Genomic DNA, 14745 nt, shown 5'->3' with positions numbered 1-14745 from the left:
CACGTCACTGCACGACGAACTCGGTGAACAGCACGTCCTGCACGCGGATCGGTGCGACGCCCCGCTCGGTCGGCTCCGTGATCAGCGTCTTCAGCTCTTGGGCGAGCGAGCGCTTGCCTTCGAGCGGCGCGAGTTCTTCGGGGTGCTTGTTCGACAGCGCGAGCAGGATGCGGCTGCGCACTTCCGGCATGTGATCGGTGAGCGCCTGCTGGGTGCCGGCGTCGCCGAGCTTCAGCGTGAGGCCGATGCGCAGGAAGTGTTGCTGGCCGTCGTCCGATTGCAGGTTGACGGTCATCGATTCGAGCGGGAAGAACAGCGGCGCGGCGGACAGCGCCGGCGCTGCTTCGGCCGATACGGCGACGGGTGCGCGCTTCGACATGAAGAACCACACGCCGGCACCGGCAGCGCCCGCGGCGATCAGCGCAATGAGGACGATCAGGATGATGCGCTTCATGGGGCCCGGCGAGGCGGGCGCGGCTTGTTGCGGGGCGGTCGTAGTTGCCATTTGGGTTGCCAGCCTGGTGCTGGCGTAGTAAGGGTTAGGGTGATTGTTGTTGATTTGCCTGCGGCGCTATGGGTCGAAAAGAAGGGCTATTTCTGGCTATTTCTGGGTGTTTCTGGTTTTTGGTTGTTTTTCTTGTCTTTATTCTTTGCTTTGTTGGCCTTTCCTTGTTGTCTTATCGGTCTATTAGCGTTGCCCCTGTGCGGGGCGGCACCTACTTTCTTTGCTGCTGCAAAGAAAGTAGGCAAAGAAGACAGCTCAAACCGCAAGCTCATAAGCGGGTCCCCTGGCTTGGCAGGGGTAGTGGTGCATCTGGAATCCGTGCCCCCGCACATTCCCCGTTCGTGACAAAGCCATCATCCTTCCCACTCCGCACTACGTGCGTCGCGGACGGGTCTGCCTGGGAAACCAATGGTTTGGCCGGCGCAGCGGGGCCGTCGGCTGCGCCTCGGCGATGCGCTGAAACAACCGGTGGTTTTGGAGCGGGGCTTCGGCGCGCGTGGCGCCGCCGGAAGAATGACTGCCTTGTCACCGGGGTGGAATGTGCGGGAGCACGGATTCCAGATGCACCACTACCTCACGCACACCGAGAAACCCGCTTAAGAGTTAGCGGTTTGAGCTGTCTTCTTTGCCTACTTTCTTTGCAGCAGCAAAGAAAGTAGGTGCCGCCCCGCACAGGGGCAACGCCAATAGACCGATAAGACAACAAGGAAAGGCCAAGAAAGCCAGAACAACGAAAAAGAAGCGCCCGCCTCGCTCTAGGCAAACGTATCGACTAATCCAACCTGCTGCCGCACGGCAACATTAGCGATGGCATCCCTGGAGTCCGCAGAGCCCTCCCCTGTAAGGGAACCACGACCACCATCCTTCCCATTCGCCCCACCCGCGCCAGCGCTCTGCTGCTGCTGCTGCTGTTGCCCGCTTTGCCGGGCAAACCCATCACTCACGCTCGCACTGCCGAGCCCAATTCCATTGGACTCCATCGCCTCGCGAAGCTTCGGCAACGCCGCCTCGACCGCCTCCCGCACCGACTGGTGCTGCGACACGAACAGCGCATGCGCATGGTTATCCGCCACCTGCAACACGACCTGCAACGGCCCCAGATCCTTCGGATTGAGCGTCAGCTCAGCACTCTGCGAATGCGCATTCGACAAAAACACCACCTTCTGGCTCAGCGCTTCTTCCCAGGCGCTCGTGCCGACCTGCGGCGTCAACGCGTTCGCGGCGGCGGCCGCGCTCGCGTTGCCGGTGCTCTGCACCGCCGCCGTCGTGCTCGCGGCGTTCGCTGCCGCCTGCGTCGCGGCCAGCGCGGCGTTCGCCGCCTCGGACGCGCTGCGCGTCGAGGCGAGATTGTCGGCCTGGCCGCTGGTCGCGGCCGCGGCGCTGATTGCATCGGCGGCCGACTTCGCTGTCGATGGATCGGCCAGCGCGGTCGCGGCGGCCGTTGCCGTCGTCGGCATCGTGTGGGTGGTCGAGGCGCCCTTGCCGGTGCCGGGCGTCTTGTCGTCCGAGGTGCCGTTCAGGTCGTTTTTCGGGTTGCTAAGGCCGCGTACCGCGCTCGATACGCTCGCGGCTTTCGCCGCCGCGCCGCTAGCGAGCGAGGCCGCCGGCACCGCGCCCTGGCCGCTCGATAGCGCGGACAGCGCATTCTGCAATGCGTCCTGCAGCGACTTCGGATCGACCGCGCCTTTTCTGCTTGCCGCGGTGGCCGTGAGCGCGCTCGTGGCCGTGCCGGCCAGCGCGCTCAGCGCGTCGGTCGCGGAGCTTGCGGCATCGGTCGCGGTGGTCGCGTTCGCGTCGGTGTTAATGACGGCGGCCTGTGCCTGTGCCTGTGCCTGCGCTTGCGCCTGCGCCTGCGCGGCAGCCGCCGCGGCAGCGAGCGCGCCAGCGTCGGTTTGCGCCTTGGTGTCTTGCTGCCTGGTTTGCGTCGTGGTCGACTGGCTGTTCGATGCCTGCTGCGCGGGTGTCGTCGACGTCGTGGATGTTGTGGACGACGATGACGCGCTGGCGCTGGCCGCGTTGCTCGCCGTGCCGCTGCCGTTCTGGCTACTGCTCGCGCTCTGCCGCGAGGGAGCGGGCACGGGCGCGGGTGCGCTGGGCGCGCTCGGTGCCGAGGCTTGCGACGCCTTCGTTGAACTGGTCTGCTGTTGATTCGCGCTGTTCTGCTGGTCGATGCTTTGCTGCAAGGTCTGCGCGAACGGCGTCGAGCTCGCGGCGTTCGCGGCCGCGCTGCTCGATCCATTGCTGCTCGCGTCGAGCAGCGTGCTCAGTTGCGAGCCGATCTGTGAAAGAAGCGACATAAAGAATCCTGTGAATCGGTCAAACGGGTGTGCCGTCAGGCATTAACCGTGCGGCAAGGCCTCACGCGCCGTCGGCTCGCATGCGCAGACTCCGCGCCGCAAATTCGTCGGCGTCGCGCTGTTCGCGCCGCGCCGCCACCTTCGCCTCGGCCGCCTCGCCGCGTGCCTGCAGCACTTCGTACGAGCCGAGCTTCTGCTTCTGGCGCTGCCAGTCGGGCTTCGCCATCTCGACGCGCGCGCTCGCCGCCGCGAGCAGGTTGCGCTGCTGCTCGATCGCTCCGTCGAGCGTGTCGAGGAACGCCTGGAAGTTGCGCATGTTGCCGGCGGGCATCCCCGACTGCGCGCTCTCGGTGAAGCGTGCATAGTATTCGTTGCGGTACTGCACGAGTGCATCGAGTTGCGCCTGTACGTCGTTGCGCTCGCGCTGCGCGCGGCCGAGCCGCTGCGCGGCGGCGTCCACGTCGTCCTGCGCGAGACCGATCAGCGTCTTGATCGGAAAGTGTTTCGACATAATCAGCCTCCTCGATCCTAGGCAAACAGCGCGTTCAGCATGTCGATGCTCGGCTGGAAGTTCGCGCACTCGCGAAAACCTTGCTGCAGGAACGCTTCCATCCGCGGGTACAGCGCGATCGCGCGATCGAGCAGCGCGTCGCGCCCGGCGGAATAAGCGCCGACGTTGATCAGATCGCGGTTGCGCTGATAGCGCGACAGCATCTGCTTGAACATACGCGTTTTATTCAGATGGTTATCGTCGATCAGCGCGGTCATTGCCCGGCTAATCGACGCTTCGATATCGATCGCGGGGTAGTGGCCGGCTTCGGCGAGCGAGCGCGACAGCACGATGTGGCCGTCGAGAATCGCGCGCGCCGAGTCGGCGATCGGGTCCTGCTGGTCGTCGCCTTCGGTGAGCACCGTGTAGAACGCGGTGATCGAGCCGCCGCCCGCCGGTCCGTTGCCGGTGCGCTCGACCAGCGCCGGCAGCTTCGCGAACACCGACGGCGGATAGCCCTTGGTCGCGGGCGGCTCGCCGATCGCCAGCGCGATCTCGCGCTGCGCCATCGCGTAACGGGTCAGCGAATCCATCAGCAGCAGCACGTGCTTGCCCTGGTCGCGGAAGTATTCGGCGAGCGAGGTCGAGTACGCGGCGGCCTGCATCCGCAATAGCGGCGACACGTCGGCCGGCGCGGCGATCACGACCGAGCGCGCCAAACCTTCCTCGCCGAGGATCTGTTCGATGAACTCCTTCACTTCGCGGCCGCGTTCGCCGATCAGGCCAATCACGATCACCTCGGCGCTGGTGTAGCGCGCCATCGTGCCGAGCAGCACCGATTTACCGACGCCCGAACCCGCGAACAGCCCCATGCGCTGACCACGGCCGACGGTCAACAGCGAGTTGATCGCGCGCACGCCGACGTCGAGCACCTTGTGAATCGGCTCGCGATTGAGCGGATTGATGACCGGCGCGGACAGCGGCGCATCGGTTTGCGTGCCGAGCGGGCCGAGCCCGTCGAGCGGACGGCCCGATGCGTCGAGCACGCGGCCGAGCAATTCCCAGCCGACCGGCAGACGCTTCGCACCGGCGAGCGGGTCGGCGATCGGCGCGCTTTCGAGCGGAAAGACGCGCGCGCCGGGCAACAGGCCGATCACTTCGGTGGTCGGCATCAGGAACAGCTTGTCGCCGGAGAAGCCGACCACTTCGGCTTCGGCCATCGGCAGCGAACTGCCGGGCGGCAGCTCGATCATCACTTCGGCGCCGACCGACAGGCGCAGCCCGACCGCTTCGAGCACCAGACCGGCCGCGCGCGTCAGACGCCCGCACGCGCGCAGCGGCTTCGCGATCGCGTTGCGCGCGCGCAGCGCGTCGAGCTGGCCGCGCCATGCCTGCATGTGCGGATTGATGTCGAGCGCGGGATCGTAGGACGGTGCGTGCGGTGCGTGCGGTGCGTGCGGGGCGTGCTCCGTCGCGGCGGACTCGCGGCTCACCGCCGCGCCTGTCGCCGGCTGCGCAGTCGCGGGAGCGTGCCATGCCGCATCCGGTGGTTCCGGAAAACCGGCCGACTCGACATCGGCCAGCGCCTCGGCGCCGAACGACGCCAACGCGAGTTCGCGTTCGAGCGGCGTCAGGTCGCTCGCGCGGATCTCGTCGAGTGTCGGCTTCACCACGTGCTCACCTTGCCGAGCGCGGCGGCGACGCGCTGCCAGCGCGTATCGATCCCCGCGTCGACCTCACCGGTGCCGGCCTGCGCGCGGCAACCGCCACGCTCCACCGATGCATCGGTGCGCACGGTCCAGCCGCGCGTTTGCAATTCTTCGAGCAGATACGCCTCGACCACCGGCAGATCCGCGGGACTCACGATCAGCGCCGGCGCGCCGGAGAGCGCGGGCTCGGCCGCGAGCACCTCGCGCGCGGCCGCGATCAGCGCGGTCGGGTCGTGCTGCACATGCTGGCGCACGACCTGCTGCGCGATGTCGAGCGCGAGCGCGATCAGCGTTTCGGAGATCGCGTGCTGCGCGCCGTCGAGCGCAGTCTTGAAGGTTTCGGCGAGCGCGGCGAGCCGCATCGCTTCCTCGCGCGCCTCGGTCTGGCCCTGCGCGAAACCCTGCGCGTGCCCCTGGTCGTAGCCCGCCTGATAGCCGAGCGCCTGGCCGGCCACATGACCGGACGCGACGCCCTGCGCATGCGCGGCTTCGCGGCGGCGCTCGAGTTCGGCTTCGAACGCGCGCTCGTCGAACTCGGGCTCGGCCGGCGGGGGCGGCGGCGGAGCCGGGTCGAACGACGCCATCTCCCAGCGTTGGTAAGCCGAGAGGCCGTCCTTTGCCGGGGCGTTCGGATCAGACATATGCGTCTTCCGCCTTGCCGCCGATCACGATCTGGCCGCTCTCGGCCAGGTTGCGCACGATCTGCAGGATGCGGCGCTGCTGCGTCTCGACTTCGGACACGCGCACCGGGCCGCGTGCGTCGAGGTCTTCGGCGAGCAACTCGGCCGCGCGCTGCGACATGTTCGACAGGAACTTCTGACGCAGCGCGGGCGGCGCGCCCTTCAGCGAGATGATCAGCGCCTCGGATTCGACTTCCTTCAGCAGCAGCTGGATCGCGCGGTCTTCGAGGTCGAGCAGGTTCTCGAACACGAACATCTGGTCGATGATCTTTTGCGCGAGCTCCGCGTCGTACTGGCGCACGTTTTCGATGACGCCTTCCTCGTGGTTGCTCGACATGAAGTTCAGAATCTCGGCGGCTGTGCGGATGCCGCCCATCGGGCTGCGCTTCAGGTTGTCGCTGCCCGACAGCAGGCCGGTCAGCACGTCGTCGAGCTCGCGCAGCGCGGCCGGCTGGATGCCGTCGAGCGTCGCGATCCGCAGCAGCACGTCGTTGCGCAGGCGCTCCGGGAAGCACGAGACGATCTCCGAGGCCTGATCGCGGTCCAGATGCACGAGGATCGTCGCGATGATCTGCGGATGCTCGTTCTTGATCAGTTCCGCGACCGCCGACGAGTCCATCCACTTCAGACCTTCGATGCCGCTCGTGTCGCTGCCCTGCAGGATGCGGTCGATGATCGCGCCGGCCTTGTCGTCGCCGAGCGCCTTGGTCAGCACCGAGCGGATGTAATCGCTCGAATCGAGCGACATGCCGGTGTGCTGCTCGGCCTCGCGCACGAACTCTTGCAGCACCTCGTCGATCTGCTCGCGGGTGACGTTTTTCAGCGCGGCCATCGCGACGCCGATTTTCTGAACCTCACGCGGGCCCAGAAACTTGAACACCTGCGCCGCCTCTTCCTCGCCGATCGACATCAGCAGCAGCGCGCTCTTCACTACGCCTTCAGCGCTCATCGGACACCCAGTTCTTGACGACGGTTGCTACGATCTTCGGATCCTGACGCGCGATGTTGCGCGCGAACTCCAGGTTCCGCTCGTACTTGTGCTTCGCGTTTTCGAGCGCGAGCTTCTCGCTATCCGCTTCGATTTCGACCACCGCGCCGTCGCGCTCGTCGGCCGGGATGCCGTCGAGCAGCACCGGTTCGTCGGGCGACATCAGCGCGGGCACCGGCTCGGGCGGCGGCGGGAACGCGCGGCGCAGCGCCGGCTTCACCATCACGAAGTAGAGGAACAGGGCCACCGCGCCGATGCCGAGGTACGTCGCGATCTGCTTGTACAGCGCGAGCATGTCCGGCGTGCGCCACCACGGCAGGTCGGCGTTCGGGTCGAGGTCGGTGGTGAACGCGCTGTTGACCACGTTGACCGAGTCGCCGCGCGACGCGTCGTAGCCCATCGCGTCCTTCACCAGCTGCGTGATCTGCGCGAGCTTGTCGGCGCTGACCGGCTGCATCGTCACGTGACCCTTCGGATCGACGACCCGCATATAGTTGACGACGACCGCGACCGTCAGCCTGCGGATGCCGCCCATCGGCTGGTCGATGTGACGCACGGTCTTGTCGAGCTCGTAGTTGGTGGTCGAATCCTTGTGATCGCTGATCGGCGTCGTGCTCACCGAGCTCGCGCCGTTGCCGGCCACGATCGGCGCGGAGGCCGGCTGCGGCGGCTGATTCGACAGCGCGCCCGGCACGCCCGAGGCGCCGCCCTGCGACATTTCGGTGGCGCTGCTCGTCTGCTGGCTGCGGATCGCGGCGTCCTGCGGATTGGCGTTCGGGCCGTACTTCTCCGAAGTCTGCTCGCTGTGCGAGAAGTCGATGTCGGCGCTGACCTGCGAGCGCGCGTTGCCCGCGCCGAACAGCGGCGCGAGGATCGTGTCGATGCGCTGCTGCGTGTTGCGTTCGATCTGCTGGCGGAACTTCAGCTGGGTCGCATCGAGGCCGCTGCCGTTGGTTGGCTGCGTGAGCAGGTTGCCGTCCTGGTCGAGGATCGTCACGCCGCGCACCGGCATTTGCGGCACCGCCGACGCCACCATGTGCGTAATCGCGACCACTTGCCCTTCGTCGAGCACGCGGCCCGGGTACAGGTTCACGAGCACCGACGCCGACGGCGGTTCCTTGTCGCGCACGAATACGCTCGGCTTCGGAATCGCGAGGTGCACGCGCGCCGATTTGACGCTCGAGATCGATCCGATCGTGCGTTCGAGTTCGCCTTCGAGCGCGCGCTGATAGTTGACCTGTTCGTCGAACTGGCTGATGCCGAATTTCTGGTTGTCCATCAGCTCGAAACCGACCGAGCCGCTCTTCGGCAGTCCCTGCGATGCGAGGCGCAGGCGGGTCTCGTGGACCTGCTCGGCGGGCACGAGCACCGCGGTGCCGCTTTCGGACAGCTTGTACGGGATATTGGCCTGCTGCAGCGCGGTGATGATCGAGCCGCCGTCGCGGTCGGACAGATTGCTATAGAGCACCTTGTAGCTAGGCGCGCGCGACCACAGGAACAGACCGGCGACGACCGCCACCAGCAGCGCGACCGCGAACACCAGCGGCGCGCGCGGGTTGCCGCGCATCTGCGCGAGTCCGGACAGACGCTGGCCGAAATTGCCGCCGAGACCTCCGAGGCCGCCGAGGCCACCGAGGTCGGCCGTGCCGCCGGCCTGGCCGCCTGCGGCCTGAGCGGCCGCGGGCTGCGCGCCGGCGAGCCCCATGCGGGCGTCGGGGTTGATCAAAGAGTTGGCTGACGAATCCATGCGTCGGGTTTCTCCGGGGGATGCCTTGGCGTTCTGCCGTGATGCCGCGCCGGGGCTCGGCGGACGGACAGAGACTTTCACCTTGAAATTATCCGCAGCGCCGCTCAACCCGATTGCTTGAATAGAGCCGGGTTTCCCCCCTAGTTTCGGGACTTTCGGCGAGGGGCCGCTGCTATGCTTTCGTCCAGATCGGTACACCTTCCAGTGGTCCGATCGCCTATCCAACGGAGAAAAAGATGACCATGCCCGTGAACGCGCTATCGTCGGCGCTGCAACAGATGCAGGCGATGGCGACGCAGGCGGCCGGCGGCGCGACCCCAGTGGCGGAGCAATCCGGCGCGGCGACGCCGACCAACTTCGCGGCGGCGCTGAAGGCCTCGCTGGACAAGATCAGCAGCGACCAGCAGAAGGCGATCGGCGAATCACAGGCGTTCGAACTCGGCGCGTCGAACGTGTCGCTGAACGACGTGATGGTCGACATGCAGAAGGCCAACATCGGCTTCCAGTTCGGCCTGCAGGTGCGTAACAAGCTGGTCGCCGCGTACAACGACATCGCGCAGATGTCGATCTGAGCGGGATCGCGCGGGACTGCATGAAGGATTGCCCGAAGGTCCATCTGAGTCCCGTCCGACGATCCGGCAAGCCGCTGCCGGCGCTTGCGTCGGTGGCTTCGCGACCCGTTTCCATGCCCGCCCAGCGGCGCTTTCGATCCTCCTTGCACCGGACTAAAGCTTTGTCGTCGCGCATCCGATAACCAAATTACATGTCAGCGATTGGCGCGGCGACGCGCCACGCGGCCACGCCACGACTTAACCGCAGCCAGTATCAGAGGAGGAGCGCCGATGTTTTCCCAAGGACACGCTGGAGCCAACGCGTATGCGCGTGTCGGCATCGAGACATCCGTGATGGGCGCGAGTCCGCATCGTCTGATCGTGTTGCTGTACCAGGGTGCACGTCAGGCGATCGCGCAAAGCCGCCTGCATTTGCAGCAGGGCAACGTGGCCGAGCGTGGCATGGCGATCAGCAAGGCGATCCGGATCATCGAAAGCGGGCTGCAGGCGTCGCTCAATCTCGAGGTGGGCGGCGAAATCGCCGAACGGCTCAATGCGTTGTACGACTATATGGCGCGTCGGCTGTTGCAGGCCAATATCAATCAGAGCGAGGCGATGCTCGTGGAAGTCGACCGACTGCTCGCGACGCTCGAAGAGGCATGGATCGGGATTGCCCCGGAGATCGCGCGGATGGCGGCACAGCCAGCCGCGGAAAGCCTGAGATGACATCGAACGCAGAATATTTTGCCCGCTATGAAGCGGTCGCCGCGCTGTCCTGCCGCATGCTGATCGCGGCCCGCCGTGCACTGTGGAACGACCTGGTGCACCTGCAGGAAGAGTATCGGCATCTGGTCGAAGCGCTGCGCGAAGCCGACGTGGGCGTCAAGCTCGACGAAGCCGAGCGCCTGCGCAAGTACGCGCTGATCCGCCAGATCCTCGCCGACGACGCCGCGATCCGCGACCTCGCGAATCCGACCATGGCGCATCTGTCGGCGCTGTTCGCCGGCCGGCCGACGCGTGTGCTCAAGGAGTTGTACGGGGCGCGCTGAGTGCGGGCGGGCACGCGGATGAGCTGACGCCACGCCGTACGCGTCTGAAGGATCGGAGCAATCAGAGCATCGCGCGCATTGCCGCCGATGCGACCAAGGAACCGGCATGAACGGAATCGATTCGGCCCTCGCTTCGGTGCTGTCGAGCCGGATCGACAGCCTGCTCAGCATCGCGCCGGGAACCGCGACCACCTCGCAGACCGGCGCCGCCGGCGTCGATACGAAGGTTGCCGCGGCGCCTGCGAACGCGACGCCCGCGCCGCAGTCGTCCGCGCAAACCGCGCTGTCGGCCGTCGCGCTGACGCTGAACGCGATCGCGCACTCGGGCGGCGAGGCGACACCGGCGGTGCTCGGCCGCGCGCCCATCTGGGCGGCCGCGCCGGCGCTCGACGTCGCCATCGAGAGCTTGCCGCTGACCAATGCGGGATCTGCTGCCGGCGATTCCGCCGCTTCCGCCGCTTCCACGAATATCAATCCCAATCCCAACGCTGCAGCCAACGCAACCGCGGCTACCACCGCGAGCGTGGCGGCGACCGAAGTGCCGGTCGCGGCGCTCGCTGCCGCGCTGCAAAAAACAGTGGCCGACAGCGGCCTGTTCTACGAGGCGCATCTCGCGGCGTGGCTGGTCGGCCAGCGTTCGCCGGCTCAACTGGCGAACGAGGCACAGAATCAGCTCGTCGCAGATTCTCAATTGCCCCCCGGCTGGAGCGCCGACGCTGGCGACGCGAGCGCACGGTCCGCTTCGGCGAACGGAGCCCCCGAGGCAACGCCACGCGGCGCGCCGAACGGCGCACCGGCCGGCACGCCGAACGCTGCCGATAACCACCCTGCCTCGCACGCGATGCCGTCGATCCTGACCGCGCAGGCCGCGCGCCTTGTCGCGGGCGAACTGCTGGCCAGTTCGGTGTCCGACCTGAACGGACAGTCCACGCATGCGGGGCCGCACAGCGCCGCGTCCCAGGCTGCCGATGCCGGTCCATCGCAGAGCGCGCAGGCGATGGCGGCGGCGGTGCATCCGGCGACCGTGCCGCTCGTGCGCCAGCAGCTCGATCTGCTTGCGACCGGACAGTTTCGCTGGACCGGCGAGGCGTGGCCCGGCGCGCGTCTGGACTGGACCATCGAACAGGATGGCGACGAATGGGACCGCAGCGGCGGCGGCCTCGCGAGCGAGGACGACCAGCCGTGGCGTACGCGCCTGACGCTGTCGCTACCGACCCTCGGCACCGTCGATGCCGAACTGACGCTGGTCGGCACGCGGCTGACCGCGCGCGTGCAGGCGAGCCCGCGGGGCGCCGCGCGGCTCGCGATGCAGGGAGACGGTTTCCGTCAGCGGCTCGCGGCGGCGGGGATCGAACTGCAGGGATTGACGATCCGGGAGATTGGCGGCGGCGCACCAGGGACTACTGCGGCTGGCGCCTCGGCGGCGGGGGCGCAGGCGGCGGGCGTGTATGCACGGTCGGCGTCGGCGGCAGTGACCGAGTCGGCGGCGGCGAGCGCCGCATCGCGCGACGACTTCGATTGGGATATCTGATGAGCCGCACCCATCGTCGCAGCGCGGCTGCGCTCGTTTATGACGCTCATGGCGGGGAGCCCGCGCCGCGTGTGGTCGCGAAGGGGTATGGGCTGCTTGCCGACATGATCGTGCAGCGCGCGAAGGAAGCAGGGCTGTATGTGCATGAGGCGCCCGAGATGGTGTCGCTGTTGATGCAAGTCGATCTGGATGCGCGGATTCCTCCGGAGCTGTATCAGGCTGTTGCCGAGTTGTTGGCCTGGTTGCATCGGCTTGAGAGTGGGGCCGATGTTGAGCCGGCGCATGAGGGAGGGAGCGCCGGCGCGCAAGATGTGGTGGATGTTGTTGCTACTGATGTGCCTGGCGGCACGGGGGCTGCGGATCATTGACGGTGCGCGTTTGCCATTTTGCAGGGCGGAGCTCTTTTTGTTCTTGTTCTTGCGGTATTGGCTTTTCCTTGCTTGCTTGTCGGTCTATTGGCGTTGACCCTGTCCCATCGCAATCGGTGGATCGTCGCGTGACGTAGAAGAGGCCCCGCTGCGGCGCGGGCCTTTTCGCAGGAAAAACCCCGCCAAAGCGGGAATAGCGAGCCGAACTCAGAGATCAACGAAACGCGGCAACAGGTCCTGATCGGCGAGGCGGATTTCGATATCGTTAGCCGCCTTGACGTGCTCCCGGTTGTGCACATCAAAGACTTCATCCGTCACGCTAACGACGATCGTGCCTTGCTGCTTGCCATCGCGCATGACAGGGATAAGGTCGCGCGCTTCGGGCACTTGGGCCGGTGTGAGAACGTGCGGCAGGTAGAGCATCCAGCTTACGCCAGGACGATCTTCAAACACCTTTTCCTTGAAATAGAAGTACGGGCCAAATGTGATGTAGAACGACCCATAGATTTGGACAATTTTAGCAAGAACTTCTGTTACAGATTTATAGTCACCCAGGCGGGAATCCCGTTTTTCTGTCTTCTCGTTAAGAGATATGTCAAGCGATTTTGAAAAAATCTCTCCGCCATCAATCTCGACTGTTATTGATGCGCCAACCTGATCCGATCTCACCCCATTCCATATTCCGATTGATTTCGGATCACCCTTGCTTCTCCCCGCGTACTCTTTCGAAAGAGCATCGATTGCAGTCGTTGATGGAATTTTGTCGTCATAGGCGCGATGCTGAAGTGCCTCTTGCTCGCTCTCGCCTTGTAGGTACCATTCGCTCAACTCGCTATCTTTGCGTTTCAATAGGTCGATGACAGGCCGTAGGCGACTCAAGTGATATTGCCAATCTGCATTGGGTAAGTCAGTCCGATCACGATGTTGCTCTGACAGGTTCATTATTTTCTCACTGCTGGAAAACGGAAGGGATTCCAAATCTCTGAAGTTTTGGCAACATAAACTGTCTCGTTTTAGATGTCTGAAAATACCAGATCAGGTTGGCGGGTGGATTGCCGCGTACAATCGTGCCTTGCTTCTTGATTTGCTCAGCCATGTTTGTAAAGCCCTTGAAAAACTCGAGGGGTTTTCCATTTCCACTGATAAATTGGTCGTAATTCCCCTTGGCTTCCTGCAAGAGGCATTGGGAAGGCTGAAATCCGTCGAAGTCTGTGCCAAGCCACGCCCACTCCATATTCCAGCCCTGGCTGGTTTCCCTGCCTTTCCCGTCCGTCACTATTCCGTACTCAAACCCTGTGATGCGGGCCTGGTAGCGTCGCGGCTCAGGATTCATTCCGTGATTCCTTCGCACCTTTTCGCCGCTTTTCTCAGGCAGGCACTTGCATGGCCTCTCACGTTCGCGGGAGCGATCACGCGACAGTTCGCCCCAACCGCCATCAGTGCCTGCTCCCGTGCCGCTGCTGCCCGCAGGACCAGCAGACGGTGCGGCGGTGGGGACCGGAACCGGCATTGGCGCTACCTGCGCCATTGCGTTTACCGCGCGTGCGAGCGTTGCCGGGAATGGAATAGCCATCAACGTTTCTCCTTCATTTCCTGTTGTCTTTTTCGCGTGGCCTGCATCAACATTTCGAATCGCTGTTCAGCTGGAACACCGGGTTTGTGCAGCCATGCTATGACCTCCGGAATCCAGTAAAACCCCGGCGTGGTTGCTTCCACATACAGGAAATCGACTATCGGCCCGTCATGTGTAAAGCGGAGCATCTTTGTTTGCGCAAAGGCCGCATTAAGCCGGTCGCGCAAGGTCGGATCATTGGCCAGCGCGGGATAGTCGCGCACTATATGACCACGAATAAAGTCCACATAGTTGCGGTCCTCATAGTCTTTCAGAAGCGCCCATTGTCCTTCGGTAAATTCCATTGTCGTTGATGGTGAACCGTTGTCCTTCGTTGAGGTAGTGCCACGCGTCGGCAGCCCTGAAAAGCTCACGTTCGCTCCTGCCGTGGCATACGGCATTGAGCGCATGCAACACCCTGGGGTCCCAGAAGCGCAGCAGGGCCGATCGTCCATTTGGTATTCGGGTATTCAGGTGCGCGCGCAGCTTTGCGGCCTGCCGCTCAAGGCTCTCTGAGGTGGTCAGCCAGATCACGCCAGGGCGGACCTGTTCGAGTTCGCGCAGGTCCGCAAGAAAATCGCGCGCCGTGTTCGGATCAACCAGCCACGGCCCCGCGTGTGCGAGTGCCATGTCGTTCGTTCCCGCGAACAGCGAAACCGTCCTATCGGTTTCCGGCGTGAGTTGCTGGCCGGTATGCTGCTGGTAGTGGATACCGTCCACTAGCGCCAGCACGTGGCCGCCGTAGTGCCGTTCCCCGTACTGGCGAAGCTGTTCATTGACAGAGACGGGAATCATCAGCGCTCCAGGGTCATCGCACCTTGCCCGGCAGCGCGGATCATGCAATCGAGACAGATAGACGACTGCGGAAGCACCGACCGGGGCGTTGCGCCGTAGACCGATGACGGGCCTTTTTTCCGTGGGGTATCCGGGGAGCGTCCACGGCAATTGCATGCCCATGCATAACCCAGGGCTTCGGCCATCTCATAACCGGTTGGATACGACTTCAGACTATCGAACGGAAACCATTCGCCGGTTTCGGCGTTCAGCGCCATTGCCGACGGCATTGACGGAAAGTTTGAGTAGATGGAATAGGTGATGCGGCAAAGCTGGCATTCTTCCATGCCCCGGGTTTCATCCTGCTTCTGTTTTTCCATCTGACCTCTGCTGTTTTTCCAGAACACACCCGACAAATTAATCATCTAAAACGCGACACGGTCA

General features: G+C 64.7%; 18 protein-coding genes. 6 read left to right on the top strand and 12 right to left on the bottom strand.

Annotation, left to right across the window (positions count from 1 at the left end; genetic code table 11):
- Positions 1-4: 4 nt before the first annotated feature.
- Positions 5-505: a flagellar basal body-associated protein FliL gene (gene fliL / locus GCT19_RS16740; protein WP_026228111.1), complete on the bottom strand. Its 501-nt coding sequence runs from the start codon at positions 503-505 to the stop codon at positions 5-7.
- 39 nt (positions 506-544) lie between these two features.
- Here fliL and GCT19_RS16735 point away from each other — a divergent pair, with 39 nt between their 5' ends.
- The gene (locus GCT19_RS16735; RefSeq protein ID WP_152852562.1) at positions 545-850 is read left to right on the top strand and encodes a hypothetical protein; all 306 of its coding nucleotides are present in this window, start codon (positions 545-547) and stop codon (positions 848-850) included.
- Between the two features lie 410 nt (positions 851-1260).
- Here GCT19_RS16735 and GCT19_RS16730 read toward each other — a convergent pair whose 3' ends face one another.
- From GCT19_RS16730 to fliF, 6 genes are all read right to left on the bottom strand, one after another.
- On the bottom strand, positions 1261-2802 hold the full coding sequence (locus GCT19_RS16730; RefSeq protein ID WP_152852561.1) for a flagellar hook-length control protein FliK: 1542 nt from the start codon (positions 2800-2802) through the stop codon (positions 1261-1263).
- A 61-nt stretch (positions 2803-2863) separates the two neighbouring features.
- Positions 2864-3313: a flagellar export protein FliJ gene (gene fliJ, locus GCT19_RS16725; protein ID WP_013090850.1), complete on the bottom strand. Its 450-nt coding sequence runs from the start codon at positions 3311-3313 to the stop codon at positions 2864-2866.
- Between the two features lie 17 nt (positions 3314-3330).
- Positions 3331-4965, bottom strand: coding sequence for a flagellar protein export ATPase FliI (fliI, locus tag GCT19_RS16720; RefSeq protein WP_321576815.1), 1635 nt, complete (start codon positions 4963-4965; stop codon positions 3331-3333).
- A complete protein-coding gene (gene fliH, locus GCT19_RS16715) occupies positions 4959-5642 on the bottom strand; it encodes a flagellar assembly protein FliH (RefSeq protein WP_013090848.1) in 684 nt (227 codons plus the stop codon). Before fliH ends, fliI begins: the two co-directional genes overlap by 7 nt.
- Positions 5635-6630, bottom strand: coding sequence for a flagellar motor switch protein FliG (gene fliG, locus GCT19_RS16710; protein WP_013090847.1), 996 nt, complete (start codon positions 6628-6630; stop codon positions 5635-5637). Before fliG ends, fliH begins: the two co-directional genes overlap by 8 nt.
- Positions 6620-8416 (bottom strand): flagellar basal-body MS-ring/collar protein FliF, encoded by a 1797-nt coding sequence (gene fliF, locus GCT19_RS16705; RefSeq protein WP_018432527.1) that lies wholly within the window; start codon positions 8414-8416, stop codon positions 6620-6622. The genes fliG and fliF overlap by 11 nt, the downstream gene beginning before the upstream one ends.
- A gap of 236 nt (positions 8417-8652) precedes the next feature.
- On the opposite strand from fliF, the gene fliE reads away from it, so the two are divergent.
- The 5 genes from fliE (at position 8653) to GCT19_RS16680 (ending at position 11915) form a co-directional block, all read left to right on the top strand.
- On the top strand, positions 8653-8988 hold the full coding sequence (fliE, locus tag GCT19_RS16700) for a flagellar hook-basal body complex protein FliE (RefSeq protein ID WP_152852559.1): 336 nt from the start codon (positions 8653-8655) through the stop codon (positions 8986-8988).
- Between the two features lie 270 nt (positions 8989-9258).
- Positions 9259-9693, top strand: a complete 435-nt coding sequence (gene fliS, locus GCT19_RS16695; RefSeq protein WP_013090844.1) for a flagellar export chaperone FliS — start codon at positions 9259-9261, stop codon at positions 9691-9693.
- Positions 9690-10016, top strand: coding sequence for a flagellar protein FliT (locus GCT19_RS16690; protein WP_013090843.1), 327 nt, complete (start codon positions 9690-9692; stop codon positions 10014-10016). The genes fliS and GCT19_RS16690 overlap by 4 nt, the downstream gene beginning before the upstream one ends.
- Positions 10017-10122: 106 nt before the next feature.
- Entirely contained in the window at positions 10123-11547 is a 1425-nt protein-coding gene (gene fliK / locus GCT19_RS16685) for a flagellar hook-length control protein FliK (RefSeq protein ID WP_152852558.1), read from the top strand.
- Complete coding sequence (locus GCT19_RS16680) at positions 11547-11915, top strand: EscU/YscU/HrcU family type III secretion system export apparatus switch protein (RefSeq protein ID WP_018432530.1); 369 nt, start codon at positions 11547-11549, stop codon at positions 11913-11915. Before fliK ends, GCT19_RS16680 begins: the two co-directional genes overlap by 1 nt.
- A 207-nt stretch (positions 11916-12122) precedes the next feature.
- Here GCT19_RS16680 and GCT19_RS16675 read toward each other — a convergent pair whose 3' ends face one another.
- The 5 genes from GCT19_RS16675 to GCT19_RS43350 are packed head-to-tail and all read right to left on the bottom strand — an operon-like array spanning position 12123 to position 14681.
- Positions 12123-12857: an immunity 52 family protein gene (locus GCT19_RS16675; protein WP_152852557.1), complete on the bottom strand. Its 735-nt coding sequence runs from the start codon at positions 12855-12857 to the stop codon at positions 12123-12125.
- Positions 12858-12864: 7 nt separating this feature from the next.
- Positions 12865-13488 (bottom strand): restriction endonuclease fold toxin 5 domain-containing protein, encoded by a 624-nt coding sequence (locus GCT19_RS16670; RefSeq protein WP_152852556.1) that lies wholly within the window; start codon positions 13486-13488, stop codon positions 12865-12867.
- Positions 13488-13832 (bottom strand): hypothetical protein, encoded by a 345-nt coding sequence (locus GCT19_RS16665; RefSeq protein WP_063710100.1) that lies wholly within the window; start codon positions 13830-13832, stop codon positions 13488-13490. The genes GCT19_RS16670 and GCT19_RS16665 overlap by 1 nt, the downstream gene beginning before the upstream one ends.
- Positions 13789-14322 (bottom strand): DUF4123 domain-containing protein, encoded by a 534-nt coding sequence (locus tag GCT19_RS16660; RefSeq protein WP_193727403.1) that lies wholly within the window; start codon positions 14320-14322, stop codon positions 13789-13791. Before GCT19_RS16660 ends, GCT19_RS16665 begins: the two co-directional genes overlap by 44 nt.
- A complete protein-coding gene (locus GCT19_RS43350) occupies positions 14322-14681 on the bottom strand; it encodes a hypothetical protein (protein ID WP_227749278.1) in 360 nt (119 codons plus the stop codon). Before GCT19_RS43350 ends, GCT19_RS16660 begins: the two co-directional genes overlap by 1 nt.
- Positions 14682-14745: the final 64 nt, after the last annotated feature.

Source organism: Paraburkholderia atlantica (assembly GCF_009362785.1).
In the GTDB taxonomy this organism is placed as follows: Bacteria; Pseudomonadota; Gammaproteobacteria; order Burkholderiales; family Burkholderiaceae; genus Paraburkholderia; species Paraburkholderia atlantica.
This window is presented reverse-complemented; position numbering and strand designations above follow the sequence as displayed.

What these genes read in the sequence shown, in the direction of transcription:
- fliL (WP_026228111.1), bottom strand. Translation starts at nt 505, where the DNA reads ATGGCAACTACGACCGCCCCGCAACAAGCCGCGCCCGCCTCGCCGGGC.
- GCT19_RS16730 (WP_152852561.1), bottom strand. Translation starts at nt 2,802, where the DNA reads ATGTCGCTTCTTTCACAGATCGGCTCGCAACTGAGCACGCTGCTCGAC.
- fliJ (WP_013090850.1), bottom strand. Translation starts at nt 3,313, where the DNA reads ATGTCGAAACACTTTCCGATCAAGACGCTGATCGGTCTCGCGCAGGAC.
- fliH (WP_013090848.1), bottom strand. Translation starts at nt 5,642, where the DNA reads ATGTCTGATCCGAACGCCCCGGCAAAGGACGGCCTCTCGGCTTACCAA.
- fliG (WP_013090847.1), bottom strand. Translation starts at nt 6,630, where the DNA reads ATGAGCGCTGAAGGCGTAGTGAAGAGCGCGCTGCTGCTGATGTCGATC.
- fliF (WP_018432527.1), bottom strand. Translation starts at nt 8,416, where the DNA reads ATGGATTCGTCAGCCAACTCTTTGATCAACCCCGACGCCCGCATGGGG.
- fliE (WP_152852559.1), top strand. Translation starts at nt 8,653, where the DNA reads ATGACCATGCCCGTGAACGCGCTATCGTCGGCGCTGCAACAGATGCAG.
- fliS (WP_013090844.1), top strand. Translation starts at nt 9,259, where the DNA reads ATGTTTTCCCAAGGACACGCTGGAGCCAACGCGTATGCGCGTGTCGGC.
- GCT19_RS16690 (WP_013090843.1), top strand. Translation starts at nt 9,690, where the DNA reads ATGACATCGAACGCAGAATATTTTGCCCGCTATGAAGCGGTCGCCGCG.
- fliK (WP_152852558.1), top strand. Translation starts at nt 10,123, where the DNA reads ATGAACGGAATCGATTCGGCCCTCGCTTCGGTGCTGTCGAGCCGGATC.
- GCT19_RS16680 (WP_018432530.1), top strand. Translation starts at nt 11,547, where the DNA reads ATGAGCCGCACCCATCGTCGCAGCGCGGCTGCGCTCGTTTATGACGCT.
- GCT19_RS16675 (WP_152852557.1), bottom strand. Translation starts at nt 12,857, where the DNA reads ATGAACCTGTCAGAGCAACATCGTGATCGGACTGACTTACCCAATGCA.
- GCT19_RS16670 (WP_152852556.1), bottom strand. Translation starts at nt 13,488, where the DNA reads ATGGCTATTCCATTCCCGGCAACGCTCGCACGCGCGGTAAACGCAATG.
- GCT19_RS16665 (WP_063710100.1), bottom strand. Translation starts at nt 13,832, where the DNA reads ATGGAATTTACCGAAGGACAATGGGCGCTTCTGAAAGACTATGAGGAC.
- GCT19_RS16660 (WP_193727403.1), bottom strand. Translation starts at nt 14,322, where the DNA reads ATGATTCCCGTCTCTGTCAATGAACAGCTTCGCCAGTACGGGGAACGG.
- GCT19_RS43350 (WP_227749278.1), bottom strand. Translation starts at nt 14,681, where the DNA reads ATGGAAAAACAGAAGCAGGATGAAACCCGGGGCATGGAAGAATGCCAG.